The sequence below is a fragment of the Oleiharenicola lentus genome (genome assembly GCF_004118375.1).
Taxonomy (GTDB): Bacteria; Verrucomicrobiota; Verrucomicrobiia; order Opitutales; family Opitutaceae; genus Lacunisphaera; species Lacunisphaera lenta.
In genome coordinates, this window is record NZ_SDHX01000001.1 from 2413381 (window position 1) to 2438269 (window position 24889).

Below are 24889 nucleotides of genomic sequence, written 5' to 3' on the forward strand. Positions count from 1 at the left end.
TGAACCATCCATGAACCACTAATCCAGAGAAAACCACCTCAGGCCAAAGACGGCACATTTTCTGCAAAAGGGATTTTGCCATGACACTCATCATCCGTGACCAGCTCACCTGTCCGCCGACGTGGTTCGCCTCCTACCGGGATCTCACCCTCTACTGCGCCGTGATGCTCAAGATGGATATCGTCATCGAGTCCGCCGACGCCGACACCTATTACCGATGGATCAAGCCGCGCGGCGGCATGGATTTCGTGGAGGACATCGTGCGCCCCGGCTCGGAACCCGGTGTGCATCTCGACATCGAGCGCCAGTTTCCCTCCACGATCATCACCGACCGGATTGCGCCGGAAAACGTCCATCGGCTGATTGCGGCCATCCGCTCGGCCGCCTGAGCCCTGATCAGCCGGCGGGCAACAATTCGCGCAAGACGCGGGCCACTTCGCCCACCTCATAGGGTTTGGCCATGACGGCGCTGAAGCCGTGCTGCCGGTAGTTGGCCAGCACGGGATCGCTTGAGTAACCGCTGGAGACAACCGCCTTCACCTGCGGGTCCAGTTCCCGCAGCTTGCCCAGGGCAGCCAGCCCGCCCATGCCGCCCGGGACGGTCAGATCAGTGATCACCAGGTCGTAGGCCCGGCCTGTCTGCAGGGCCGACTGGTATTTGGCGACCGCCTCCGCCCCGTCCGCGGCGCAATCCACCTTCAGACCGAACCGCTCGAGCAAGGAGGTGGCCATGTCGCGGATGATCTGTTCGTCGTCCATGAACAACACGCGCCCGGCAAACTGATGGGTCTTCGTGGTGGCCCAGGGGGTGTTCGTGTCCGGCTTGGCCACCGCGCAGTTGAGCGCCGGCAGCCAGAAGCGGAAGGTTGTGCCCTGGCCGACCTGGGACTCCACCTCAATGTGGCCGCGATGCTTGCGGATGATCGAATACACGGCCGCCAAACCCAGCCCGGTACCGGTTTGCTTTGTGGTGAAATAGGGATCGAAGATGCGCGAAAGATTCTCCGGATTGATGCCGGCACCGCTGTCGGAGATGGCGATCTGGATATAATCCCCGGCAGCCAGGCCGGGGTGGGCCAGGTGCGCCTGCGGGTCGTTGCGTGCCGAGATTCTCAGGCTGCCGCCCTTGGGCATGGCCTGCACCGAGTTGATGACGAGATTCTGCACCACGCGACCGATCTGCCCCTTGTCGGCATCGGCGGCCCAGAGGTCGGGGGCGAGGTCGTAACTGGCCTTGATGGATGAGCCGTGCAGGGCGAATCCAGCCATCTCCCGCACCACGGTTTCGAGCTGAATGGCCGCGCGAACCGGATCGCCGCCCTTGGCAAAAGTCAGGAGCTGCTGCGTGAGATCGCGCGCGCGCAGAGCCGCCTTTTCCGCCGATCGCAGGCTCGCCATGGCCGGACTGCCGGGCGCGATATCCAGCTGGGCCAGGGCCAGGTTGCCCATGACCGCGGTGAGGATATTGTTGAAATCATGGGCGATGCCCCCGGCGAGCACACCCACCGATTCGAGCCGGGTGGCGCGGATGAGTTCCTGCTCGAGGCGGTCCTGTTCCGTAACGTCGCGCATCACCAACACCGTGCCGGTGACCTGGCTGTCGGCTGAACGGATCGGCGCGCAGCAGCCCTCGATCAGGCGACGGCGACCATCCGCCCCGACCAGGCGGGTCTGCCCGGGTAGGTCGGCGATCAGGTCGCCCTGCGCCACCCGGGCGATCGGGAGCAATACTCGCGCACCGTCGCGGACATTCTCCAGGGTGCATACCTCCTGCACCGGACGCCCCACGCAATCCGTCCCGGCGCGTCCGACGAGGTTGAGCGCCGCCGGATTGGCAAACTGGACAACCCCGGCACCGTCGGTCGTGAATACCGCCTCGTTCATCGCCCGCAAGGTGACCGCAAGCCGCTCCTTCTCATTGGCCAGCGCCGCTTCGGCGCCGCGTTGGGCCGTGATGTCCACCGCCACCCCCACCAGCGAAAAGCGGTTAACGTCCAGTTTCCTGATGGTCACATTCTCGCGGATCCACACCGCTGCTCCATCCGGCTGGATGATGTGAAACACCTGCTCATAGCCGGGCAGGCCCTGCTCCAGCGCCTGCCGGCACCGCGCATTCATCTCCTGCCACTCGGGAATGGTGAACTCCCGCCAGAGCCCGCGAGCCGAGGCAGGCCGCCCGGAGCCGTAAAGCCGATCGCCCAACAGCGAGGGTTGGATGTTGAATTCCCACTTCCAGCTGTCCTTTTCCAGCATGGTTGTGGCTTCCCAGAGCAGACAGTCCGCGCGGGTCAGAATCTCGAGCAGTCGTTGCTCGCTCGCTTGCAGGGCGAGTTCGGAGGTCCGCTGCGCCGTGATGTCCACCGCCACCCCCACCAGCCAAAACCGATTCTCGCCCAGCCGGTTCACGGTCACGTTTTCGCTGATCCACGTGGTGGCACCTTCACGGCTGACGAAACGGAAAACCTGATCGTAGCCGAGTGAACCGCCCAGAATCGCGTCCCGGCAACGCCGGTCCATTTCCGGTCTCTCCGGAACCCGCTCCACCGGCCACATGGAAGCACCGGCCAGCGGCTCCGGTGCACCGGTGAGCCGCTGATAAAACAGCGAAGGCTGGATGGTATGTTCCCACTGCCAGCCGTCAGGCAGCAGGGAGACAGTGGATTCCCAGAGAAGGCAGTTGGCGCGCCCCAGAAGCTCGCTCAGTCGTTTCTCGCTGGCTTGCCGGGCCTGTTGCAATTCCCGTTGGGCGGTGATGTTGGCGATTATGCCGGTCAGCTCCCAATGATCCGGTCCCAGCGACTTGATGCTGACGTTTTCCTGCAGCCAGATGTCGCCTGCAGGATGCAGGCAATGGAAGACCTGCTCGTAGGCGGTCCGACCCTCCAGCATGGCCCGCCGCGAGCGGTCACGCATCTCCCAAAACTCCGGCACCTGTTCTGGTGTCCAGGCAAAATGACACTCGCCGACGGGCTCCGTGCCGAAGATGCGCCGGTAGAGTTGCGAACGCGGGGTGAAGACCTGCCAGTTAAAATCGTCCGGGCCCATTCTGCGGCACTGCCCCTGCCAGATCATGCAGTCGGCCCCGTCCAACAACACCGCGAGCTGCACCTCGCTGGCCCGGTGGGCCTCCTCGGCCCGCCGCTGGGCGGTGATGTCGGTGATCACACCCGCCATGCGGAATCGGTTCACGCCATCCCGCTGGATGGAGACGGTCTCCCGCAGCCAGATGTCCCCGGATGTGCGCACCACGCGAAATTCCTGGGTGTAGCCGGGTGCGCCAGCCTTGAGGGCCGCCAGGGTTCGCGTGACCATGTCCGGATATTCCGGGATCTGCAGTTCCGACCAGTGCAGCTGCAACGGAGCATCTCCGGTTTCGCCAAATATCCGGCGGTAAAGCGCGGAAGGAGGGATGTATTGGTCCCAGGTCAGCGTGTCGTCGGCCTGGAGGAGCACCGATGCCTCCCACAGCATGCACTCGGCGACATTCAGGAGATTGCCCAGACGTTCCTGGCTGCTGCGCCAGGCCTCTTCCACGCGGTGCCGGTCGCTGATGTCGGTGATGATGCCGACCAGTTCCCACTCGTTGGGGCCCGCTGGCGATATGGTGACCGTTTCGGTGAGCCAGATCGGGCGATCACTCCGGGGCACGTGAAACACCTGCTCGTAACCGGGTGCGGATTCGGTGATGGCGCGATAGGAGCGGGCCTCCATCTCCTGAACTTCCGGCACGCCCATCTCGCCCCACGAAAAGCCCCGGTCCCCGTCGGGATCGTGGCCGAAAATCTTTCGGAAGAGCTGCGAGGCAGGCACGAACAGTTTCCAGTCAAGCCGGCCATCCGGCTGGCGCTGGATCCGGCCCTGCCAGATCATCGAGTCGGCGCGCTCCAACAAGTGGGCCAGCGTCGTCTCGGTGCGCTTCTGCGCGACCTCCGCCTCGATCTGCGGTGTGATGTCGGTGACGACGCCAACAAGACTCCAGGTCCCGGTTTTCTCAGGCGTGATGGAGACCCGCTCGTGCAGATGGAAGGTCGCACCCGCAGGCGTGACGACGCGGAAAACCTGCTCGTAACCCGGGGCATTGCCGTGAATCGCCCGGCTGCTGTGCGCATCCATCTTCGCCTGATCCGGCATGGCCAGGCCATCCCAGAAACCCCGCTCAGGATTGAACTGCCGGTGCGCCCCAAAGAGGCGCTCGGACAGCCGGGAGCGTGGCACATCGAAATGCGGCCAGAGCAACTTGCCTTTCTCTTCGGTCACCATGGCCCGCCACAGCATGCATTGGGCGTTGGCGAGGATGCGCTCCAGGCCCTGCTCACTCTGCCGCCTGGCCATCTCCGCCTCGCGCTGCGCGGTCAGATCCGTGATCAGGCCCACCAGACGGTAGTGATCCAGCCCGAGGCGGGTAATGGAGACGGTCTCCTGGAGCCAGTAGGTCCGTCCGTCCCGAATCGCCTTGAACTCCTGTTGATAGCCGGCGTGCCCGCGCTGCAAGGCCTCCCGCGCGCGCAGGTCCATCTGCTCCCGGGTGTCGATTTGGAACTGATCCCAGAAATTGGCCGGACCGACGGTGAGTTCGGGCCCGAACAGTTGCCGGCAAAACGCCGACGGATGCAGCTTGATTTGCCAGGTCCAATCGTCGGTCTCGACCTGCACATCCGCTTCCCAGAGCGCACACTGGGCCTGTTCGATGAGTTCCGACCTCTGCCGGACCCGCTGTTCCGCCTCGGTTTCCGCCCGCCGCCGCTGCCGGCGATGCAGCCACCAAGCCGCACCGGCCACGACCAAGGCTGTGGTAGCCATGGACAGAACTGTCGCGACGGAGAACATGAGTGGGGTTGGGGCCTGACGCGTCAGCACTTGGTCAGAACACGTCCCGCCCAAACTAGGGACAAAAGCCCCACCCTGCCCAGCCCAGAGTGCGGACGGGATCAGCGCGCCCCCGGCCCGCTGGCGGCGAGGAAATCCAGCAGCGCCTGGGCGGTCCCGGCCAGCGGCCGGCCCGAGCGATGAACCACCCCGACCGACCGGGTCATCCCGGCCAGTGCGCGGCAAACCACCGCTTTATCCCGGTCGCGCCGGGCCATGGCGGGAATGATCGACACCCCGCGCCCCTCGGCCACGAAGGCCAGCACGGTTTCCAACTGCGCGCTGCGAAAACTCACCTGCGGTGCAAAGCCGTTCAGCCGGCAGAACTGCAACGCCTGTCCCGCAAGGCAATGGCCCTCCTGCATGAGGATGAACGGCTCCTGCTCCAGGTCGTCGAGGGTCAGTCTCCGCTTGGCCGCCAGCCGGTGCCGCGCCGGCAGGGCCACCAGCAGCGGCTCATCGAAAAATTCCCTGGCCTGCAACCCGGCCCGCTCCACCGGAAGACTGAGGAGCGCCAGATCCACCTCCTTGCCCAGCACGGCTGCCACCAACCGGTTGGTCGTGTCCTCGTGCACCACGACCTCGATGCCGGGAAACTTCTCGGCAAACGCGCGCAGTCGTGCCGGCAGGAAATAGGGCGCCACGGTCGGTAGCGCCCCCAGCACGACCCGGCCGCGCACCAACCCGCGCACTTCGCGCACCTTCTCCCGGGCCGCCTCCACTTCCTCCAGGGCCCGTTCCGCATGGCCGCGAAAGACCTCTCCGGCCGGAGTCAGGGCCACCTCGCGCTTGGTGCGTTCGAACAGCCGCTCGTCCAGCTCCTCCTCCAGCTTTTTGATCTGCTGGCTGAGCGAAGGTTGCGCCACATGGCACTGCTCGGCCGCACGGCTGAAGTTGCGCGTGCGGGCGACGGCGAGGAAGTAGCGAAGTTGATGCAGCTCCATAGATGGTGCCTATCATCGTAAGCGGAATCCAATATTTCCCGACTATCAAGCGCCTTGATAGGATGCAGCCATGAAGTCCAACGCCCTTGATCGGGAAATTCGGCCTTGGCCGGCCAGTTCGCTGGCGCCGGTTCAGCCCCGTTGGTTTGCAGCCGCGGCATCGACCGGCCCGTTTCCCCGCTCCGGTTGACTTTGCCCGCCGTTCCGCCACCTCTCTTGCCCAACACCATGTCCAAGTCCGCCGTCCTGCTGCTCAACCTCGGTTCACCCGATTCGACCTCCGTCCCGGATGTCCGTCGCTACCTGGAGGAATTTCTCGGTGATGAACGCGTGATCGACAAGCCGGCCATCGGCTTCCTGCGCTCGCTGCTGGTCAAGCAGATCATCTGCCGCTTCCGCGCGCCCAAGTCCGCGCACGCCTACGAAAGCATTTGGACGCCCGAGGGTTCGCCGCTGATCCTCACCAGCAAGCAAGTGCAAGCCAAGCTGCAGACGCGCACCACCCTGCCGGTTGAACTGGCCATGAACTACGGCAATCCCTCCATCCCCGACGTGTTGCGCCGTCTCGTCAACCAGGGCGTGGACCGCCTGCTCCTCTTCCCGCAATACCCGCACTACGCCATGTCGAGTTGGGAGACCGTGGTGGTGAAGGTGCAGCGCGAGGCCGCGGTGATCGCGCCCGGTCTGAAGATCGAATGCGTGCAGCCCTACTACGGCGATGCCGATTACATCGAGGCCCTCGTCGCCAGCGCGAAACCCTACCTCGCCCAGCCGCACGATCACCTGCTTTTCAGCTACCACGGCATTCCGGTGCGCCACCTGACCAAGGCCGACAGTTCGCACGCGCATTGCCAGGTCGTCCCCGATTGCTGCACCACCTGCTCGCCGGCGCACGCCACCTGTTACAAGGCCCAAGTCACGCGCACCACGCAGCTTTTCGCGGAGAAAGCGGGCCTCAAACCCGGATCTTGGTCGATCACTTTCCAGTCGCGCCTTGTCGGCGAACCCTGGCTCTCGCCGTACACCGATCACGCATTTGAGGAAATGCCCGGTCGCGGCATCAAGCGCCTGCTCGTCATCACGCCAGCCTTCGTCACCGACTGCCTCGAGACCCTTGAGGAAATCCGCGTCGAGGGCGCCGAGGATTACAAGAAGGCCGGCGGTGAGGATTTCACCCACATTCCGTGCCTCAATGACCAGCCGGTGTGGATCGATTTTCTCGATAAGCGCATCCGGGCTTGGCAGGAAACGGGCGCCGTCTCGGCCTGAAGCAGAGCCCAGCCGGAGAACCAGACTCCGTCGTTTTCGTGGCCCTCAGCCCTTCGTGCCACTTACAAAACGGCCGATAATTCCGTCGAAGGAGCCGTTGGTGAAGAATACCACCAGTTGCGGTTCCCTGGCGGTGGAGGTGTTGGCCAGGAGTTTATCGAGCAAAGCGGCGTTGGTGTCGGCCGTGTAGGCGTGGACCCCCTGCACGTCGAGGTGCTGGATGACAGCCTCGACGTCGAAGCGGTCACCCTCCTTCAGCTTGTCGGCCCGGTTGACCGCGCCGATGTAAACCTCGTCGGCCAGCCCGAGTGCCCGGGTGAAACTGGCCTGCAGCACCTTGGTGCGGGCGGTGTTGCTGCGTGGCTCGAAGACCGCGTTGACCGTCAGGCCGGGATGCCGCGCGCGCAGCGACTGGAGCGTCTCGGCCAGCGCCGTCGGATGGTGACCAAAATCCTCGATCACCTTCAGCGCCGGCGTGTCCACCAATAGTTCCTGCCGGCGCTTCACGCCGCGGAAGCGCGCGAGGGCATCCAGTTTGAGCTGCGTCGGGTCGTCGGGGAAAAGGGCCAGCGCCGCGGAGACCGCGGCCATGGCGGCATTGCGGGCGTTGAAGATGCCGGGCTGGCTCCAACGCACGACCTGCGGATCCTCGCCGCGCCACGTCAGGGTGAACTCCACGCCGGCGGGTGACTCGGCAAAGTGCGTAATCCGGACATCGTTCCCCTCGCCCGTGCCAACCTTGACGGTGCGGGTCCAGGAGAACATCCCAAGCGTGCGCAGGTTGTCGTCGTCGCCGTTCAGCACGATCCAGCCGTTGCGCGGCACGATGCGGGCGAGGTGCAGGAAGGTGCGCTGGACGTCGGCGAGATCGCGGAAGATGTCGGCGTGGTCGAATTCGAGGTTGTTCATCACCGCAATGTGCGGCGCGTAGTGGATGAACTTGCTGCGCTTGTCGAAGAAGGCGCTGTCGTATTCGTCGCCCTCGATCACGAAGGGATCGGCCGCCGTGCCGAGGTGGTTGCCCACCGGCGGATCCTGCGGCACGCCGCCGATCAGGAAGCCGGGGTCGCGGCCGTTCTCACGCAGGAGGAAAGCCGTCAGCGCCGTGGTGGTCGTCTTGCCGTGCGTGCCGGCGATGACGATGTTCTTGCGGCCCTTCAGCACGAAATCGGCCAGCAGCGCCGGGAGCGAGGTGAAGGCGATGGCGCGCGTGTCGAGCAGCCACTCGACCTCGGGGTTGCCGCGCGACATGGCATTGCCGATGACGACGAGGTCGGGCGCGAGCCGGGCGAGCCGGGCCGGATCGTAGCCTTCGTGCAAGGTGATGCCGGCCGAAGCCAACACCGTGCTCATGGGCGGATAAACCCCGGCGTCGGCCCCGAGCACCTCGTGCCCTGCCGCGCGTGCCAGCAGTGCCGCATTGCCCATCGCCGTGCCGCAAATGCCCATGAAGTAGATTTTCATCGAAAGCCTTGCCCACACATGAACACGGAATGGCCCAGTTAAAGACCAAATTACCATAACCTGTCACCCTGGACGGAGTGAAGGATCCAGCCACATGCACGCTGTGCCCATGACTCTGGATTCTTCGCTTCGCTCAGAATGACAAACCTAGGGTGAGCAATCCGCCTTCATCCATGGCGCTCTCCTCACATCAGGCTCATCGGATCAACGTCGAGGACCTGGAATACGTCCTCCGGCCACTTGACCGTGGCCTGCAGCTTCACGAGTGCGGGCACGACCTTGGCGGCCGAGGCGCAGAAATACCAGATTTGGTAGCGATACTCGTCCTTCACCTTCTCGATGGGCGAAGGCGTGGGGCCGCGTAGCTCGACGGTGTTGCCGAGCGCCTTCTCCACCTCCTTGGCCCAATGTTCGGCGAAAAACTTGATCTTCTCCGGGTTCGGTCCGCGGAAGAGGTGGTGGATCAGGTGCCGGTAGGGCGGATACTGGAACCGGTGGCGCACATGCAGCTCGGCCTCGGCGAAGCCGTTAAAATCCGCGTTCTTCGCAAACTGCACGGCGTCGGCCTTCGGCGTGAAGGTCTGCACCACCACCTCGCCCGCGCGGTCGCCGCGGCCGGCGCGGCCGGCCACCTGCACGAGGAGCTGGAAGGTGCGTTCGTTGGCCCGGAAGTCCGGCACGTGCATCGAGAGGTCGGCGTCCACGAGGCCGACCAGCGTGACGTTGGGGAAATCGAGTCCCTTGCCGATCATCTGCGTGCCGATGAGCACGTCGATCTTGCCGGTGCGGAAGTCGGACAGGATCTCGCGAAAGCGGTGTCGCTTGGCCATCGTGTCGGTGTCCACGCGCTCCAGCCGCGCGCGTGGCAGCACGCGCCGCACTGCTTCCTCCACGCGTTGTGTGCCGAGGCCGCGCCAGCGGATGTCCGGCGCCGCGCAGCTCGGGCACACGGCGGGCGCGCCGCGCTCGTGCCCGCAGAGATGGCATTTCAGCGTTTCGTCGGCGCGGTGGTAGGTCATCGCCACGCTGCAATGCGGACATTCCTCCACGTGCCCGCACTTGCGGCACTGCATGCTCGACGAATAGCCGCGACGGTTGATGAAAAGGATCGTCTGCTCCTTCCGTTCGAATCGCGCCTGCATGTGGTTCACAAGCAGGCGAGACAGCGTCACCAGTCCACGCGTGCGCATGACCTCGATGCGCATGTCCACGATCTGGAAGTCCGGGAGCTGCTTGTCGTCCACGCGCTTCGTGAGCACGTCGAGGCGGTAACGCCCGTTGCGCACGTTGGAGAACGACTCCAGCGAAGGGGTGGCCGAGCCGAGCAAGCAGGTGGCGTTGGCCAGTTTCGCCCGATAAACCGCCACGTCACGGCCGTGGTAGCGCGGGGTTTCGTCCTGCTTGTAGGCGGGCTCGTGTTCCTCGTCCACGACGATGAGCCGCAGGTCACGCACCGGGGCGAACACCGCCGAGCGCGCTCCGACCACCACCCTCGCCTGCCCCGAGGCCAGCGCCGTCCAGCCGTCGAGCCGCTCGCCCTCGCTCAGGTGGCTGTGCCAGACCACCGTCCGGTGGCCCGCCGCCTCGAATCGCCCGCGCAGGCGCGCCACGGTCTGCGGCGTGAGCGCCACTTCGGGCACGAGATAAATCGCGCTGCCGCCGGCCGCCAGTACCCGCTCGACGGCGTGCAGATAGACCTCGGTCTTGCCGGACCCGGTGACGCCGTGCAGCAGGTGCACCGCGAACTTGCCCTTGTCGAGGCTCGCGCCCACCGAGGTGACGATCGTGGCCTGCTCCTCGTTGAGCTTGGGCGGCTGCGTCGCCACGACCTCGCCGGTAGCCCACTGGTCGGCATAGGCCACGCGCTCGACATGACGCACCTCCTCACGCACCCAGCCACGTTTGACCAGCGCGTTCACCACAGCCGCGGTCACGGCGAGGCGCGAAAGCAAGAGGCTCTTCTTCGCCGGTTGGAACTGGTGCGCCAGAAATTCCATGAGCCGCGACTGCTGCGGGGCTTTTTTGCGGAGGGCGGCCAGCTCCTCGGTGGTCGGTTTGTGGGCGGCGGAGAGGTATTTCTCCTGCTTGAGCCGCGTGCCGTCGCGCACGGCGCCGGGGATCATTGCCTCCAGCACGGATTCCATCCGGGCGGCGTAGTAACCATGCATCCACTTGGCCAAGGTGAGCAGGTCGGGCGTCAGCGCCGGGTAATCCTGCAACAGGCCGGACACGGTCTTGAGCTTTTCCAGCGGCACGTCCACGACGCCGTTCACCTCCATCACGAGGCCGACCTTGTGCTGGTTGAGGATGGGCACGCGCACGAGCGAGCCGGCCCGGATCGACGCACGCAGGGTCTCCGGCACCTTGTAATGCAGGAGCTTGTCGAAACCCGCCAGCGGCTGGACACCCACGATCATGACCGCCAGTGAGCGCGCGCCGCCGGAGCGAGGCAACGCGTTTTGCGCAATCTCTGCGCCGAGATTGCCTTTGACAGGCTGCGTCCGGACCGGCGACATAACCGCCAGTGAGTCAAGCATCCGTCCGCGACAAATTCACCGCCTACCTGACCGAGCAGGGTCACCGTGTGACCAACCAGCGTCTGGCCATTTTTGACGCCGCCATGGCCCAGACGGAGCACTTCACCGCCGAGCAGCTGCTCGAACGTGCCCGGGCCATCGATGACTCCGTGTCGCGTGCCACCGTCTATCGCACCCTCCCTCTCATGACCGAGAGCCTGGTCCTGCGCGAGGTGGACATCGGCTCCGGCGAGAAATTTTACCGTCCCGCCACCGAGGGCGGCAGCAATCAGGTCGCGCAGGTGGTCTGCGTGGACTGCGACAAGATTTTCGAGATCAGCGCCCCGTTCATGAGCTGGTATGGCAGCACCGTCTCCCTGAAACTTGGACTAAAACCCATCTCCCAGCGCCTGCAGGTCAGCGCCCAGTGCATCGCCCACCGCTCCGGCGGCCGTTGCCCGAACCGAACCAAGAAGTGATTTTTAACCACTAATCTCCACTCATTACGCACTAATCCGAACCTGACTTCATGAGTGTCTCATCCGTGTGCATTAGTGGTAAAGCTCCTGACTTTTAGAAATGGCCAAGACGTCCAAACCCGATCCGCAGTTTGAAATTGAGTTCTACGAAGCGGTGCACCGCCGCTGCCCCGGTTACACCGAGGTCGTCAGCCTGCTCGGCGGGCTCTACACCAAGGTCGGCCGCATCGCCGACGGCCTGAAGATGGACCGCAAGCTCGTGCGCCTCGAGCCGACCAACGCCACGGCGCACTACAACCTGGCCTGTTCCCTTGCGCTCTGCAAAAAGCGCCCGGACGCGCTGCGCACGCTGCGCCAGGCCATTGCCCTCGGCTACGACGACCGCGACTGGATGGAACAGGACCCGGACCTGGAGATTTTGAAGCCCGACCCCGAGTTCCAGCAACTCCTCAAGCAGCTCAAGCCGCAGAGCTGAGCGGCGGGGTTCTTACGGGCTAACGCAGTCCAAACACCAGCTGTAGCATCGTGGTGAGGTCGGGACCGGGCGTGTGACGACCGCTGCGGGTGCGGATGAGGTCTTTGCCGCGGAAGGCGCGAAGGGCGGACGTATCCACGGAGACGATTTCGACTGAGCCGGCGCGTTTGCCGGCGAGTTCCATCGGAGTCAGGGGCGTCCAGGCGAAAGGCAGTCCCGTCACGTCACACTGCACTTCCCAGCCTCCGACCAGACCGTCGATTGGTTTCGTGAGCAGCGCGGGATAGCGGCGGATGAAATCCGGCACGCGAGTCGTGGTCACGCGCAAGCGGACGGCGGAATCCAGGCCCGCCAAGAACTGATCAAAGTTGTCCACCCGCCGCCTGCGCCACTGATCGAGAAATTCCCTCGGGTTGAGGCCCATCAGGTTCATGCCGTTCCATGCGCCGTGCACATTGGGGCTGCCGAACTTTTTCCACGCATACCACGAGGCGAAGTCGTCGGTGAGTCGCAGGCCGATCTCGAAGTGCAGGTGCGCCCGGTCCTTCGGGATCGCGTAACCGCCCGCACTGCGGCCCATGATGCCGAGACGTTGGCCACGCTGGAGCGTCACGCCGGGTCGGATGCCCGGGTCAATCGAGGCCAGGTGAGCGTAGAGCGTATAGACCCCGGGCGACAGGCCCGGATGCTCCAGCACCACGTAGCGCCCGTAACTGCTGTTGCCCGGCTTCGTGCTGATGTGGCGAACCACCCCGTCCATCGCTGCGAATACCGGGTCGGTGGCCTCGCCGTTGCGGTCCCGGCCAACCGGGCGGATGTCGAGGCCTTCGTGAAACTGCGTGCCGTTGCTCCGCACGGAGCCCCAGAGACCGGAGCGCGGCTCGCCGGAGACCGTGGGTTGAACCCAGTTCTCGTAGTCGCTGCCGCGCTCCCAGGCCTTGCTCGGGGTCGGCCAGGAGATTTCGATGCGCTGGGCGTAGGCGGCGGTGATCGAAAGCCCCGCAAACAGCACACCAAGGGCAAATGTCATTCGGAGCGCAGCGAAGATTCCAGCGGCAGTTTCGAATGCTTTCGCGGGCGCGTTGCGTCCCTTGGATCCTTCGCTGCGCTCAGGATGACTCGCTTCGGGAAAATCTGCGGGTCCAGAACTCATCGCGAGGTCGACCTGGTTTCCGCCTCGAAGGCCTCGAGCACCTCCGCACCGACGGCGTCGGCGATGAGGCGGCCGCGCGGGGTGAGCCGGATGACGCCTTCCTGCGTCGCGGTGAGCAGGCCTTCGAGCAGCAGCCTGGGCAACAGGTCCTCAAGGCCGGACCAATTGGCGCGCGGAAACCGTTTCCGCAGGCGCGGGAGCGAGACCCCCGCATTCATGCGCAGGCCGAAGACCACGGCGTCGGAGGCGAGCAACGCTTCGGTCAGCGCGGTGCGATCAGCCGTGGCCCGGCGGCCGGCGCCCACATCGGCTAACCAGAGCCCGAGATCCGGCGGATTGGACGCGCGCCACCCGGCGTGCTGGCTGGCGCCGGAAGGTCCGAGACCGACCCACTCATACATGTGCCAGGTGTTAAGGTTGTGGGTGCAGGCGTGACCCTGACGGGCAAAGTTGGAGACCTCGTATTGGGCAAAACCCGCTGCGCCAAGATAGTCCCAGGTGCGCTGGTAAAACAGCGCCTCCTTGGCCGGATCGAGCTTCACTTTCCCTTGTGAAAGCTTCACCCACAGCGCGGTGTCCTCCTCAAAGGTCAGACAATAGGTCGAGAGATGGTCGGGAGCCAACCGCAGCGCCTCGTCGAGGTCGGCCCGCCACTGGGTTTCCTCCTGGCCCGGCAAGGCGAACATCAGGTCCACGTTGACGCTGGCGAAGCCTTGGGCGCGAATAAGGTCGTAGGCCCGGTAAACCTGCGCCGGCGTGTGCTGGCGGCCAAGGGCGTCGAGCAACGCATCGTTAAAGCTTTGCACGCCGAGCGAGATGCGAGTGACCCCCAACGCCTTCAGCACGGCCAACCGTTCGGCCGTGACCGTGGCCGGAGCCAGCTCGACCGACCACTCGGTCGGCTGCCCGCCGCAATAGAGCAACATGATGCGCCCGAGGCGATCCAGCTGGTCGGCCTTCAGCAGCCCCGGTGTGCCGCCGCCCCAGAAGGCCGTGGCCGCCGCGCGACCTCCCCATTCCACCAGCCCGGCTTCGGCCTCGATGCCGTCAAGGTAACGGGCAATGGCGTCGCCTTTGGGCACGGTCTGGTAGAAAGCGCAGAAGTCGCAGGTCGTCGCGCAAAACGGCACATGCACATACACACCGAGCGGCGTGGGGGTCGGCGTCTGCGCTTTTTCTTGCCCTGAGGGGAGCCCGGCCATTATGAGGGTTCTTCAATTAACGGTCTGCCAACGGCCTGCGCGGCCCCGGCGTTTCCGTCAGAATTTCAAACCAATGCACAAGACTCCCTCACTCCAAGCGAGCAGAATTTTCCCGGCGCTGGCCGCCTTGCTCATGATGCTGCTGGTCACCGGCTGCAACATGACGATCACGAACCTCACGCCCGAGACCGTGCCGCAGAATCCCTCACAGATCTACACCATCTCGGCCAGCTTTCGTGCCAGCCGTCAGGTCGAGACCGCCACGATCCGCCCGCGCATCATCATCGACGGCCAGAGCTACACCATGAACCGCAGTCCCGCCGGCACCGACCTCTGGGAGTTCGACTACCAATTGCCTGCCGGACGCACCAGCGCCACCTACTACTTCATCTGCGAATACATGACCAAGGGCAGCTCTGACGCGCAGGACCTTTATTCGGAACTGCAGAACCTTCGGATTTCCGGCCGCTACGTGATCCGCTCCGAAGCCACCCGCGCGCCGGTCGGCTCCCGGGTGAGCATCCTTGGCGCCGGCTTCTCGCCCGCGGACATTGTTTATTTCGACAACAATCCGACCCGCACCGTCTTTGAGTCGCCCAGTTCGCTGAGCTTCTTCGTGCCCGCCGTGGAGCCCGGCCGCAGCTACAAGCTCATGGTGCGCGGCGCCGCCGGCAGCCTCGAAGTGGGCAGCTTCCGGGTGGACGCCATCAGCTTCCAGGTCGCGCCGGACAGCGTAACCTTGCGCCAGGGCGAACAACAGGCCCTCACCTTCACCATTCCGCAGCCGGCCCCCGCAGGGGGATTGTTAATCGACGTCACCACCGACGTGCCGGAAAGCGTTGTCATGCCCGTGGTGATGGTGCCGGCCGGATTGAGCAGCGTCACGATTCCCCTCCAAGGCGGCAAGCCTGGCAGCGGTTCGCTGTTTTTCCGCAGCAGCGCCGGTGAAAGCAGCGTGGCGGTCACTGTCACCGCCAACTGAACCGGCCCGTCATCGTTCAAACACCAGGCGCACGCTCATCCCGTGCGCTTTTTGCTGAACCGGAACCATGCGCCGCCCCGCCCCATCCCTGTTCATGGTCCTCGCCCTGCTGGCGCTGGCCGGTTGCACGACTACTCAGACGATCCCGGCAACCGCCGTGGCACCGCCACCTCCGCCACCGGTGATCGAGCCGCCTCCGGCCAGCATCACCGGCTCGGAGGAGAAGAGCGCGATGCTCGATGATTTCACGGCATTCATTGCGGCGATCGACGGCATGCCGCTAAGCGTGGGCCGGACGGGATGGCAGACACCGGTGTCCCTTAAGGCCGGAATGCGACAGATCAAGGTGGTCTTCGTTCGCGGCGTATTCACCGGCGAGGCGGAGCTCCAGCTCAACGCGCTCAGCGAGCGCGCCTATCAGCTGCGTTTCGCCACCGACGCCCAGTTCCTGGGCAAGAACAGCTACTGCGAATTCTGGATCGCCGACACGGCCACAGGGCTGCCGGCCACGGAGCGGGTGCGCGCGCCGTTGCAGCGCACCGACGAGAGCAAATAGCTGCTACCTCTGGAAACGCCGCCGTGCCTTGCAACGGTCCGGGGCTTGCGCCCAAGCGTCGCACCGGCTTTTCTCCCTCCCCATGACCGACCCCGTCCTTGACCGGCAGATCCAGGCGATCGAGCGCCCGGACAAATCGCTGTTCAAATATTACCTGCTCAGCTGCCTCAGCTTTCCTCCGCTGCTGGTCTTCGCCGGGCCCTACCTGTATTTCCGCTACCACACGATGCGGTACAAGTTCACGGACGATGGCATCTCCATGAGCTGGGGCATCCTTTTCCGGAAGGAGATCATCGTGAACTACGCGCGCATTCAGGACATCCATCTCAAGTCCAACATCGTCGAGCGTTGGCTCGGTCTCGCCCGCATCCTCGTGCAGACCGCCTCCGGCAGCAGTTCGGCCGAGATGACCATCGAGGGCATCAAGGAATTCGAGGCCCTGCGCGACTTCCTCTACTCCCGGATGCGCGGGGTGAAGGATCACCCGGCTGCGGCCCCGGCCACGCACACCGTGGCCAACTCCGACGAAGTCGTGGCCGCCCTGCGCGAAGCCGCGGCCGAACTTCGCGCCTTGCGCGAGCAACTCGCCCGCCGCGCCTGAAGCCATGTATTCACGCCTGACCGCCCTCCTGCTCCACTGGCTGCGCGTGCCGCCCGAGCCCCAGGCGCCGCACGGCGATCCGGCCTCGTTGCGGGTTTTTCGCGCCGGGAAGAATTTTCTCAATCTGCGACTGCTCAAGTGGGGAGTGGCCCAAATTGGCGCCCTCGCCGGCATCATCTTTTGGTTCGGCGTGTTTTCCGATCTGGGCGACCGCGTGGAACAACAGCGCACAACAGCGCCCGAGCCCAAAACCGCCGCATCCGCACCGGCGGCAAGCCCTGCGCCCCAGGTCCAGCCGCCTGCGGGTAACAATGCCGTCGAACGCACCGTGAACTCGGTGGTTTCCGAAATCAAAACCCAGGCCGAGGCGGCCGGGAAGCAAATGCAGGAGAACCGCAGGGCGAAGCGCAAACTCGGCCCGGTGGAAGGGTTCTATGCCTGGCGCAACGGCATGGTTAACTTTCTCTCGCGTCTGCCCAAGCCGGCCATGCTGGTGATTTGGTTTTTCGAAATCGTCGGTCTCATCGTCTATATCCTGCAGCTCCCGATCACGTTCCTGCTCGCCCGGATGGATTACGATCTGCGCTGGTATATGGTCACCGACCGCAGCCTGCGCATCCGGCATGGCCTCTGGAAAGTCAACGAGTCCACCATGAGCTTCGCCAACATCCAACAGGTCGAGGTCTCACAGGGACCGCTCCAGCGACTCCTCGGGCTCTCCGATGTGAAGGTGCAGTCGGCGGGCGGTGGCTCCGGTGGGGGAGACAGCCACGAGAGCCGGGGCAAGGAAGATGACATGCACCTCGGCCTGTTCCACAGCGTCACAAACGCCTCCGAAATTCGCGACCTCATCCTGGAGCGTTTGCGCCGATTCCGCGAAAGCGGACTCGGCGATCCGGACGAAAAGCAAGCGCAGCTGATGACATCGTCCGCTTCTGCCGTGCAGCCTGACCACAACGAGCTGCTCGCAGCCGCGCGGGAGCTGGCAGCCGAGGCCCGGGCCCTGCGCACGTCGCTGGGTTGATCCCCCGCGCCGCGGCTTACGGCGCCCCGATTTTCTTCAGCTCGGCATGCTCGACATCCGTCGAGCCCACGCCGAGCTGACGGGCAAACTCAAGCACGCGGGCATCATCCTCGGAAATGGGATCGAAACCGGCGCGCTTGCGGGCGGCGTTCATGCGCAGCAGCAGGGCCGAGTCGAGCAGCACCGGGTCGGCGCTGGCGAGCAGGCGCGGCTCGGAGACTGTGTAGAGCGAGTTGAAGAAGGGGCCGCCGATGAACTGGTAGAGCTGGAGACTGGCGATGCTCAGCGCCCAGGTTTCGCGCAGCTCGGGGATGGCCGCCATTTCGGCGACGGCCGCCGGCGCCGTGGCCGGGCTCTTGAAGAAGCGGAAGGTGTTGCTCGCGTTCCAGAGGGTGGCGTTGACCAGGGAACCGTTGATGCCAAGCACCGGGTGGTCGGTATAAACCGGCAGGTTGATCCAGAAATCGGCGTCGAGGAACAGCGGGGTGGCGAGGAAGCTCTTGCGGTCCTCCTCGACCGTCGTCTCGGCCTTGCCGCCGGCGGCCCGCTTGGCGGCCTGCTCGGTCAACACGGCGTCGAATCGGGCCGGCAGCGGGCTGTCGTAGAACCAGGCCGGATCGTAGAATTTGCCCGACTCGAGCACGAAGACCGGGTGGCCGGGAAACGGCGCCACGCCCGAGGAGTAAGAGGGCAGAAATCCGGTGAGGCGCAGGCGCAGCGGGTTGAGGCCGACGAGGAAGATGTCCTGCTTTTCGAATCCGCGCTTTTCCAAGGCGGTGATCACGGCTCGAACCAGCCCGAAGGGCGTGGCCAAGCCGGGGCCAGAATCGGCGTAAATCTTGATCCCGGCCTTTTTCTTGGCCCCGGGCACAAGCGAGCGGCCGGAGCTGCGTTCGAACTCCTGAATCGTTTGCTCCACGGCGTAGCGGTAGTCGGCGTCGCTGAAATCGTTCAAGCGGTGCTCAAACAGCGGTGCCACTGCGGGAGTGGCGTCAGCCGCGCGCAGCAGCGGTGCGGCGAGCAGGACGAGGCAAAGCAGGGAGGGAAGTGCAGGAAGGCGCATGAAAAAAGGCGACCGGCCGGGAGGCGACCAGAGCGCGCAACCTGACAGACCGCACCGGAAGGGAAAAGTTTAAACTGCCTGACGTTTCCGGAGAAAATGTCCCAGATTGTCATTGCGAGGAGCGGAGCGACGAAGCAATCCAGCTAGATGGATCGCCACGGTCGCGTTGCGGCCTCGCGATGACAGCCTTTTCCACCCGTGCCCGTCATCAAAACAGAAAGCCTCCGCGACCTCAAAAACCGCGTGAACATCCACGACGTCGTCATCCGCGTCGTGTCGCTGAAGAAGGCCGGCGGCGGGCGGTTCAAGGGCTTGTGTCCGTTTCACACGGAAAAGACGCCGTCGTTCAACGTTTCCGCCGACAAAGGCTTCTTCAAATGCTTTGGCTGCGGCAAGGCCGGCGACGCCATCAATTTTGTGATGGAAACCGAGGGCCTGCAGTTCACCGAGGCGGTCGAGGCCATTGCCCAGCGCTTCGGCTTCGCCCTTGAATACGAGGAGGGTTCCGGCGGGCCCTCGAAGGAAACGCGTTCCCTGCGGCAGGAAATTTTCGATATCCACGATCTCGCGGCCGACTACTACCGGCAGGCCTTCCTGGCGGGCAACCCGCACGGCGAGTTCATCCGGGCCTACTGGGTGAAGAACCGCAAGTTCACTCCCGAACTCGCGGAAGATTTCAAGATTGGCTTCGCCCCGGTCGAAGACAGCGGGCTCGCCGCGGCGATGCTGAAACGTAAATTCTCCGAGGACGCCCTGCGCCAGTGCGGCCTGTTTTTCATCCGCGACGGTGTCATCCCCACGCTCGGAGCGATCCGTTGCCGGTTTCGCGGCCGACTGATGATTCCAATCCGCGATCACCAGGGCCGCGTGGTCGCTTTCACGGCCCGCCAGTTGGAAATCACCCCGCAGGACGATCCCTCGCACGAGGCGAAATACGTCAACTCACCCGAGACGCCGATTTTCACGAAGAGCAACCTGCTCTTCAACCTGGACCGGGCGCGCAGCCACGCCGGCGAGGGACATCCGTTCGTGTTGGTCGAGGGCCAGCTCGACGCCTTGCGCTGCTGGAGTGTGGGCCTCAAGACCGCCATTGCCCCGCAGGGCACATCCATCACCGAGGGCCAGCTCCAGCTGCTGCGGCGTTACCACGCACAGGTCGAGTGCTTCTTCGACAGCGACAGTGCCGGACAAAAGGCCGCGCTGCGTTTTCTCCCGATGGCGCTCAAGGCCGGTCTGGAGGTGCGTTTCCTCAAGCTCGCGGGCGCGGAGAAACTCGATCCCGACCTGCTCTTCCTGGAAAAGGGCCTCGGTGCCTACGACGACGTGCGCAAAGGGGCCATGGGCGCGATGGCGTTTGCCCGCCAGGCCTTCCTCCCCGACCCCGGCGCGGCGTCTTTCAACGAGCGCATGAACGCCGTGCGCAGCATGGTGGAGATCGCGCTCCAAGCCGACACCCAGGTCGCACGCGATGATTACCTGCAGCAGATTTCGCTGCTCCTCGGCGTGCAGCCCGACGCCATACGCAGCGAGGTGGCGATCCTCGAACGACGGCGGTTTACCGGCGGCAAGGAAGCCTTCGCCGCAACGGTCCGGAACGCCACCGACAGCCACACCAAGGGCTTTGAGGAGCATCTGCTCTATATCTGCCTGCACAACGAAGCGCTCATGCTGCAGCTCGGCCATCATCTGGCGCACGACTGGATTGATATAAGCAGCACCGCCGGGAGACTGCTTGACCGGCTGCTGGCGGAGGTCGTTCACAACGGCTGGCACGGGCGCGAATCTCTGGACCAACTCCTTGAAACAGAGGAAGAAAAGACGCTTGTGGCCACCTTGCTTTTCCAGGCCCCGGGCGACGAGGATTGGACCAAGATTGCCAACGAGGGACTGCGCCACTTGCAGAAGCGCTTCCTAGAGCCGAAGAAGCAACAAATAGAACTTGAAATAGCCTCGAAAGGCGCGATAGGTGACCCCGACTTGATGTCCCTCTTAAAACAGCGCGCCGAAATCACCCGTCAGCTCCTGAATCCGCCGAAGCTTACCGTGGCTTCCTGACCGCTGTCGAACCCGCCTTTCGCGCTGTAGCCCATCCGGGATACTCTATTCACGTTATGCCGAGCAAATCCAAGCCCGCCGCTCCCGCTGCCAAGAAGCCTGCGAAGGATCACGCCCCCGCCGCCAAATCGCACGCGTCCGAAACGCCCAAAGCCGCAGCGGCCCACGCGCCCGCCAAGCCCCACGCCGAGCCCGTCCGCGCCGCCGCCCCCGTGCCCGACATCACCGCTGACGCGGCCAAGGAATTCAAGGAGAAGGCCCTCGAGAATCTTTCCGGCGATCTCAACGACAAGATCCGCTACCTGATCCGTCTTTCCAAGGAACAGGGCTACCTCACCTACGCCGACATCAACGAGGCGCTGCCCGAGTCGGTGGACAATCCCGAGGACATCGAGAACGTCATCTCCGTCCTCCAGAACCTCGAGATCGACATCCTCGATCCGCAGGAGGTGGACAATTACAAGCAGCGCCAGGAGGAGGCCGAGGAGGAAGAGTCCCGCACGTCGAACAACGACATCCTCGACGACCCGGTCCGAATGTATCTCAAGCAGATGGGCCAGGTCCCGCTGCTGACCCGCGAGCAGGAAGTCGAGATCTCCAAGCGCATCGAGACCGCCGAGATGAACGCGCAGGCCGCGCTCTTTGCCCTCGGCCCCGTCGGCAAGCACCTCTCCGACCTCGGCGAAAAGCTCCTGCTCCGCACCGAGCGTTTCGACCGCCTCGTCATCGACAAAAAAATCGAGAGCCGCGACGCCTACTTCAAGGGCCTCGAGAAACTCGTCCAGACCACCCGCGACAACGACACCGCCGCCACCGAGGCCTGGGGTGACGCGCACAAGGCCCGCGACGAGAAGGCGAAGAAGAACGCGATGATCCGCTTCAAGAAGCGCGACAACGTGCTGCGCCAGTGCTACGTCAAATATTACTTCAAGCTGAAGGTCTTTGAGGACTTCCTCAGCGAGATCCGGCCCAAGATCCAGGATGTCGAGAAGTGCTTCTCCGACCTGTATCGCTCCAAGCACCCGAAGTCCAAGAAGGACACCGCCATCGACGTCCGCGCCGTCAACTCGCGCCTGAAGGACCTCGAAATCGACCTGCGCATCGCCCCGCAGGCCCTCCTCGACACCCTCAAGGTCGCCCGCGGCCACATCCGTGAAGCCCACAAGGCCAAGACGGAGATGGTCGAGGCCAACCTTCGCCTCGTGATCTCGATCGCCAAGAAATACACGAACCGCGGCCTCTCCTTCCTCGACCTCATCCAGGAGGGCAACATGGGCCTGATGAAGGCCGTCGAGAAGTTCGAATACCGCCGCGGCTACAAGTTCTCCACCTACGCCACCTGGTGGATCCGCCAGGCCATCACCCGTTCCATCGCCGACCAGGCCCGCACCATCCGCATCCCGGTCCACATGATCGAGACGCTGAACAAGGTGATGCAGGTCCAGAAGCAGCTCCTCCAGGAGTTCGGCCACGAGCCGACCCCCGAGGAGGTGGCCGAGGAGATGAACCTGCCCGTCGAGCGCGTGCAGCAGATCATGAAGATGGCGCAGCAGCCCATCTCGCTCCAGTCGCCCGTCGGCGACGGCGACGACACCAGCTTCGGCGACTTCATCGAGGACAAGTCGGCGGACAATCCCTACGACATGACCGCCTTCTCGCTCCTGCGCGAAAAGATCATGGACGTGCTCGACTCGCTCACCGAGCGCGAGCGCCGTGTGCTCACCCTGCGCTTCGGCCTCGTGGACGGCTACAGCCGCACGCTCGAGGAGGTCGGCAAGCAGTTCAAGGTCACCCGCGAGCGCATCCGCCAGATCGAGGCCAAGGCGCTCCGCAAGATGCGCCACCCGACGCGCATCCGCCAATTGCACGGCTTCTTCGACGCCGAGCAGATCGACAACCCGCAGAACCTGCTCAAGAAGCCACCGGCAATCCCGCCGCAGTTCATCAAGCAGGGCGGCCCGCTCGGCAAACCGATGTTTCCGCAGAACTGAGCGCACCGCTTTCGGCCTTTACTCACTTTTTCTCCAAACTAGTTTCCTGCCATGTCCCTCACGCTTTCCCCTCTCCTCGCCATCTTCGGCCTCGGGGCGCCCGAACTGATCATCATCATGGTCATTTTGCTGCTGCTCTTCGGCGGTGCCAAGCTCCCGGCCCTCGCCAAGGGTCTCGGCCAGTCCATCAAGGAGTTCAAGAACGCCGCGAAGGAAGAGCCCAAGGAAGAGAAGAAGGCCGACACCCCGGCGAAGCCCGGCAACAACTGAGCCTAGTCGCTCAAGATTCATCAGGCGCATCCACCCGGGTGCGCCTTTTTGTTTAATTTGCACAAAGAGAGCGGCTGTGCACTGGTGAGTTGGGCCCAATCAACTGTCTTGTTCGACAGTTAGTCTAAATACCATCTGCCGGATCCGGCAGATGGTCCAAGGATTGCTCCTAGGCAGATACCCACACTATGGCCCAACTCATTGCTTATCTAGATCCGGGTGCCGGCAGCATCGTGCTCCAGATGATTCTGGCGGGGATCCTCGGCCTTTCCTACACGCTGAAAACCTATTGGCGGCGTATCGTTGCGTTTGTGCGACGCGACCAGCCCAAGGACAAGGGACCCGATGCCCCGGCTCCTCTGGAAGAAAATCCCTGAGCGGTTCTACGCCCTGCGCCAACGCCTCCGACAAACCTGATGCAACGACTCGGCTCATCCTTTCGGGACAGGGACGGATTCGTGTTCGCGCACGACAACACGTTTTATCGCCGGATTGCGCCCTCCTACGCCGCAACCTACGCCAAGCTCAAGCAATCCGGCTTTTATGCACGTTTGCAGGCGAACGGCTGGCTGATCCCGCATCGGGAAGTTTCACCCGGCCGGAACGGCTGGGACGATCTCGTCCTCGAGCCTGAACAGCTGCCGCTGATCACCCACCCTTTGAGTGGAGCTTCAGCCAGCTCCAGGACGCCGCACTGCTGACCTTGCAAATCCAGCGGGCCGCCCTCGCGGAGGGATATTCGCTCAAGGATGCCAGTGCCTACAACATCCAGTTTCTTGCGGGGCGGCCGGTGCTGATCGATACGCTTTCCTTCGAGCCGTATGCCGTGGGAACGTCCTGGCCGGCCTACCGTCAGTTTTGCCAGCACTTCCTCGCGCCGCTTGCGCTGATGGCCCATCGGGATGTCCGGTTGGGTCAGCTGCTGCGCTGTCATCTTGATGGGATACCGCTGGACCTCGCCAGCGGCCTGCTGCCCCGCCGAAGCTGGTTGCGGCCGGGACTGCTGATGCATCTGCACCTTCATGCGCGGACTCAATCACGATACGTCAACCGGGATACCAAGGTCAGACCCCGGGTGATTTCGCGCTCAGGACTATTGGGCATACTGGACAGCCTCGAATCGGCCGTGCGCGGCCTGCGTTGGGCTCCACAGGGCACGGAATGGGCGGACTATTACCAGAACACCAACTACGTCGATCAAGCTGCCGCCGACAAAACCGCCACCGTCAGTGACTGGATCCGGCAATGTGATCCGGACTCGGTCTGGGATCTGGGCGCCAACGACGGCACGTTCAGCCGTTTGGCCGTCGAACATGGCGCCCAGACCGTGGCCTGGGACATCGATGCCGCCGCCGTTGAGAAATGTTATCGTCATGTCCGGAGCCACCGGCTCAGCAATTTGCATCCGGCGCTGCTGGACCTCACCAACCCCAGCCCGTCGCTGGGCTGGGAACTGCGCGAACGCCAGTCCTTCTTCGAGCGCAAACCGCCGGACATGGCGCTGGCGCTGGCGCTGATCCATCACCTGGCCATCGGCAACAATGTCCCGCTTGAGCTCTGCGCGCAGTTCTTTCGCCGCATCGCTGCCACGTTGATCATCGAGTGGGTGCCCAAAAGCGATTCAAAGGTTGCCACCCTGCTCTGCAACCGCGTCGACACTTTTCCGGACTACACCGAGGCGTCGTTTCAGAAGGCCTTTGACCGGCATTACCGCAGGCTGGACCGCCGTCCGGTGGCCGGCTCGGAGCGCGTGCTCTACCTTTTCGAGGCCGGCTCATAGCCGACCCTTTTTCTGGTTTCCGCTCAGGTGGCCATCGACCGGGCCACGCCCACCGGAGTCACCTCCGATGGGACGGAACCGGATACAGCATTCGCGGTCGTTCTCCAAGATTCTCAATATCCCTGAGGGCCAACGGGGAAAGCAAACACATGACCCGAACTCCCTCCGACCCACCTCCCGTACCCTCCCGATTTGATCC

At 64.1% G+C, this 24889-nt stretch carries 21 protein-coding genes; 14 read left to right on the forward strand and 7 right to left on the reverse strand.

Going from position 1 to position 24889, the window contains the following annotated elements:
* Nucleotides 1–80 precede the first annotated feature (80 nt).
* The gene (locus ESB00_RS10030; protein WP_129047553.1) at nucleotides 81–389 is read left to right on the forward strand and encodes a hypothetical protein; all 309 of its coding nucleotides are present in this window, start codon (nucleotides 81–83) and stop codon (nucleotides 387–389) included.
* A gap of 7 nt (nucleotides 390–396) precedes the next feature.
* Here the strand turns inward: ESB00_RS10030 and ESB00_RS10035 are convergent, their stop codons facing one another.
* A complete protein-coding gene (locus ESB00_RS10035; RefSeq protein WP_164976128.1) occupies nucleotides 397–4800 on the reverse strand; it encodes a PAS domain S-box protein in 4404 nt (1467 codons plus the stop codon).
* Nucleotides 4801–4928: 128 nt separating this feature from the next.
* Nucleotides 4929–5810 (reverse strand): LysR family transcriptional regulator, encoded by an 882-nt coding sequence (locus ESB00_RS10040; protein ID WP_129047555.1) that lies wholly within the window; start codon nucleotides 5808–5810, stop codon nucleotides 4929–4931.
* A gap of 228 nt (nucleotides 5811–6038) precedes the next feature.
* Between ESB00_RS10040 and hemH the strand changes: the two genes are divergently transcribed.
* Nucleotides 6039–7079, forward strand: a complete 1041-nt coding sequence (hemH, locus tag ESB00_RS10045; protein ID WP_129047556.1) for a ferrochelatase — start codon at nucleotides 6039–6041, stop codon at nucleotides 7077–7079.
* Nucleotides 7080–7124: 45 nt separating this feature from the next.
* Here hemH and ESB00_RS10050 read toward each other — a convergent pair whose 3' ends face one another.
* Together ESB00_RS10050 and priA are read right to left on the reverse strand one after the other, a co-directional pair.
* Entirely contained in the window at nucleotides 7125–8543 is a 1419-nt protein-coding gene (locus tag ESB00_RS10050) for a UDP-N-acetylmuramate--L-alanine ligase (protein ID WP_129047557.1), read from the reverse strand.
* 185 nt (nucleotides 8544–8728) lie between these two features.
* Entirely contained in the window at nucleotides 8729–10960 is a 2232-nt protein-coding gene (priA, locus tag ESB00_RS10055) for a replication restart helicase PriA (protein ID WP_129047558.1), read from the reverse strand.
* Between the two features lie 107 nt (nucleotides 10961–11067).
* Between priA and ESB00_RS10060 the strand changes: the two genes are divergently transcribed.
* Together ESB00_RS10060 and ESB00_RS10065 are read left to right on the forward strand one after the other, a co-directional pair.
* Nucleotides 11068–11538, forward strand: a complete 471-nt coding sequence (locus ESB00_RS10060; protein ID WP_129047559.1) for a Fur family transcriptional regulator — start codon at nucleotides 11068–11070, stop codon at nucleotides 11536–11538.
* A gap of 100 nt (nucleotides 11539–11638) precedes the next feature.
* Nucleotides 11639–12013: a TPR end-of-group domain-containing protein gene (locus ESB00_RS10065; protein WP_129047560.1), complete on the forward strand. Its 375-nt coding sequence runs from the start codon at nucleotides 11639–11641 to the stop codon at nucleotides 12011–12013.
* A 19-nt stretch (nucleotides 12014–12032) separates the two neighbouring features.
* Here ESB00_RS10065 and ESB00_RS10070 read toward each other — a convergent pair whose 3' ends face one another.
* Both ESB00_RS10070 and hemW read right to left on the reverse strand, forming a co-directional pair.
* Nucleotides 12033–13043 (reverse strand): M23 family metallopeptidase, encoded by a 1011-nt coding sequence (locus ESB00_RS10070; RefSeq protein ID WP_129047561.1) that lies wholly within the window; start codon nucleotides 13041–13043, stop codon nucleotides 12033–12035.
* Nucleotides 13044–13162: 119 nt separating this feature from the next.
* Complete coding sequence (gene hemW, locus ESB00_RS10075; RefSeq protein ID WP_129047562.1) at nucleotides 13163–14368, reverse strand: radical SAM family heme chaperone HemW; 1206 nt, start codon at nucleotides 14366–14368, stop codon at nucleotides 13163–13165.
* 73 nt (nucleotides 14369–14441) lie between these two features.
* Here hemW and ESB00_RS10080 point away from each other — a divergent pair, with 73 nt between their 5' ends.
* The 4 genes from ESB00_RS10080 (at nucleotide 14442) to ESB00_RS10095 (ending at nucleotide 17531) form a co-directional block, all read left to right on the forward strand.
* Nucleotides 14442–15350 carry an IPT/TIG domain-containing protein gene (locus tag ESB00_RS10080; protein WP_129047563.1) on the forward strand — a complete coding sequence of 303 codons (909 nt, stop codon included), beginning with the start codon at nucleotides 14442–14444 and terminating at the stop codon, nucleotides 15348–15350.
* A gap of 67 nt (nucleotides 15351–15417) precedes the next feature.
* Nucleotides 15418–15906, forward strand: coding sequence for a hypothetical protein (locus ESB00_RS10085; RefSeq protein ID WP_129047564.1), 489 nt, complete (start codon nucleotides 15418–15420; stop codon nucleotides 15904–15906).
* An 82-nt stretch (nucleotides 15907–15988) separates the two neighbouring features.
* On the forward strand, nucleotides 15989–16507 hold the full coding sequence (locus ESB00_RS10090) for a PH domain-containing protein (RefSeq protein WP_129047565.1): 519 nt from the start codon (nucleotides 15989–15991) through the stop codon (nucleotides 16505–16507).
* Between the two features lie 4 nt (nucleotides 16508–16511).
* A complete protein-coding gene (locus ESB00_RS10095) occupies nucleotides 16512–17531 on the forward strand; it encodes a PH domain-containing protein (protein ID WP_129047566.1) in 1020 nt (339 codons plus the stop codon).
* Nucleotides 17532–17547: 16 nt separating this feature from the next.
* On the opposite strand, the gene ESB00_RS10100 is transcribed toward ESB00_RS10095, so the two are convergent.
* Nucleotides 17548–18594 (reverse strand): DUF362 domain-containing protein, encoded by a 1047-nt coding sequence (locus ESB00_RS10100; protein ID WP_129047567.1) that lies wholly within the window; start codon nucleotides 18592–18594, stop codon nucleotides 17548–17550.
* Nucleotides 18595–18792: 198 nt separating this feature from the next.
* Here ESB00_RS10100 and dnaG point away from each other — a divergent pair, with 198 nt between their 5' ends.
* The 6 genes from dnaG (at nucleotide 18793) to ESB00_RS10125 (ending at nucleotide 24690) form a co-directional block, all read left to right on the forward strand.
* Nucleotides 18793–20649 carry a DNA primase gene (gene dnaG, locus ESB00_RS10105; RefSeq protein WP_129047568.1) on the forward strand — a complete coding sequence of 619 codons (1857 nt, stop codon included), beginning with the start codon at nucleotides 18793–18795 and terminating at the stop codon, nucleotides 20647–20649.
* A 56-nt stretch (nucleotides 20650–20705) separates the two neighbouring features.
* The gene (rpoD, locus tag ESB00_RS20195) at nucleotides 20706–22640 is read left to right on the forward strand and encodes an RNA polymerase sigma factor RpoD (RefSeq protein ID WP_129047569.1); all 1935 of its coding nucleotides are present in this window, start codon (nucleotides 20706–20708) and stop codon (nucleotides 22638–22640) included.
* Between the two features lie 51 nt (nucleotides 22641–22691).
* Nucleotides 22692–22910 carry a twin-arginine translocase TatA/TatE family subunit gene (gene tatA / locus ESB00_RS10115; RefSeq protein WP_129047570.1) on the forward strand — a complete coding sequence of 73 codons (219 nt, stop codon included), beginning with the start codon at nucleotides 22692–22694 and terminating at the stop codon, nucleotides 22908–22910.
* Between the two features lie 188 nt (nucleotides 22911–23098).
* Nucleotides 23099–23287 carry a hypothetical protein gene (locus ESB00_RS10120; protein ID WP_129047571.1) on the forward strand — a complete coding sequence of 63 codons (189 nt, stop codon included), beginning with the start codon at nucleotides 23099–23101 and terminating at the stop codon, nucleotides 23285–23287.
* Between the two features lie 39 nt (nucleotides 23288–23326).
* Complete coding sequence (locus tag ESB00_RS19885) at nucleotides 23327–23611, forward strand: hypothetical protein (protein WP_218938725.1); 285 nt, start codon at nucleotides 23327–23329, stop codon at nucleotides 23609–23611.
* A gap of 2 nt (nucleotides 23612–23613) precedes the next feature.
* Nucleotides 23614–24690 carry a class I SAM-dependent methyltransferase gene (locus ESB00_RS10125; RefSeq protein WP_218938726.1) on the forward strand — a complete coding sequence of 359 codons (1077 nt, stop codon included), beginning with the start codon at nucleotides 23614–23616 and terminating at the stop codon, nucleotides 24688–24690.
* Nucleotides 24691–24889 lie beyond the last annotated feature (199 nt).

Coding starts and splice junctions, on each gene's coding strand:
- ESB00_RS10080 (WP_129047563.1), top strand. CDS start 14,442: ATGCACAAGACTCCCTCACTCCAAGCGAGCAGAATTTTCCCGGCGCTG.
- ESB00_RS10050 (WP_129047557.1), bottom strand. CDS start 8,543: ATGAAAATCTACTTCATGGGCATTTGCGGCACGGCGATGGGCAATGCG.
- ESB00_RS10095 (WP_129047566.1), top strand. CDS start 16,512: ATGTATTCACGCCTGACCGCCCTCCTGCTCCACTGGCTGCGCGTGCCG.
- hemW (WP_129047562.1), bottom strand. CDS start 14,368: ATGGCCGGGCTCCCCTCAGGGCAAGAAAAAGCGCAGACGCCGACCCCC.
- rpoD (WP_129047569.1), top strand. CDS start 20,706: ATGCCGAGCAAATCCAAGCCCGCCGCTCCCGCTGCCAAGAAGCCTGCG.
- ESB00_RS10065 (WP_129047560.1), top strand. CDS start 11,639: ATGGCCAAGACGTCCAAACCCGATCCGCAGTTTGAAATTGAGTTCTAC.
- tatA (WP_129047570.1), top strand. CDS start 22,692: ATGTCCCTCACGCTTTCCCCTCTCCTCGCCATCTTCGGCCTCGGGGCG.
- ESB00_RS10040 (WP_129047555.1), bottom strand. CDS start 5,810: ATGGAGCTGCATCAACTTCGCTACTTCCTCGCCGTCGCCCGCACGCGC.
- ESB00_RS10120 (WP_129047571.1), top strand. CDS start 23,099: ATGGCCCAACTCATTGCTTATCTAGATCCGGGTGCCGGCAGCATCGTG.
- hemH (WP_129047556.1), top strand. CDS start 6,039: ATGTCCAAGTCCGCCGTCCTGCTGCTCAACCTCGGTTCACCCGATTCG.
- priA (WP_129047558.1), bottom strand. CDS start 10,960: ATGATCGTGGGTGTCCAGCCGCTGGCGGGTTTCGACAAGCTCCTGCAT.
- ESB00_RS10085 (WP_129047564.1), top strand. CDS start 15,418: ATGCGCCGCCCCGCCCCATCCCTGTTCATGGTCCTCGCCCTGCTGGCG.
- ESB00_RS10100 (WP_129047567.1), bottom strand. CDS start 18,594: ATGCGCCTTCCTGCACTTCCCTCCCTGCTTTGCCTCGTCCTGCTCGCC.
- ESB00_RS10035 (WP_164976128.1), bottom strand. CDS start 4,800: ATGGCTACCACAGCCTTGGTCGTGGCCGGTGCGGCTTGGTGGCTGCAT.
- ESB00_RS10090 (WP_129047565.1), top strand. CDS start 15,989: ATGACCGACCCCGTCCTTGACCGGCAGATCCAGGCGATCGAGCGCCCG.
- ESB00_RS19885 (WP_218938725.1), top strand. CDS start 23,327: ATGCAACGACTCGGCTCATCCTTTCGGGACAGGGACGGATTCGTGTTC.
- ESB00_RS10070 (WP_129047561.1), bottom strand. CDS start 13,043: ATGACATTTGCCCTTGGTGTGCTGTTTGCGGGGCTTTCGATCACCGCC.
- ESB00_RS10030 (WP_129047553.1), top strand. CDS start 81: ATGACACTCATCATCCGTGACCAGCTCACCTGTCCGCCGACGTGGTTC.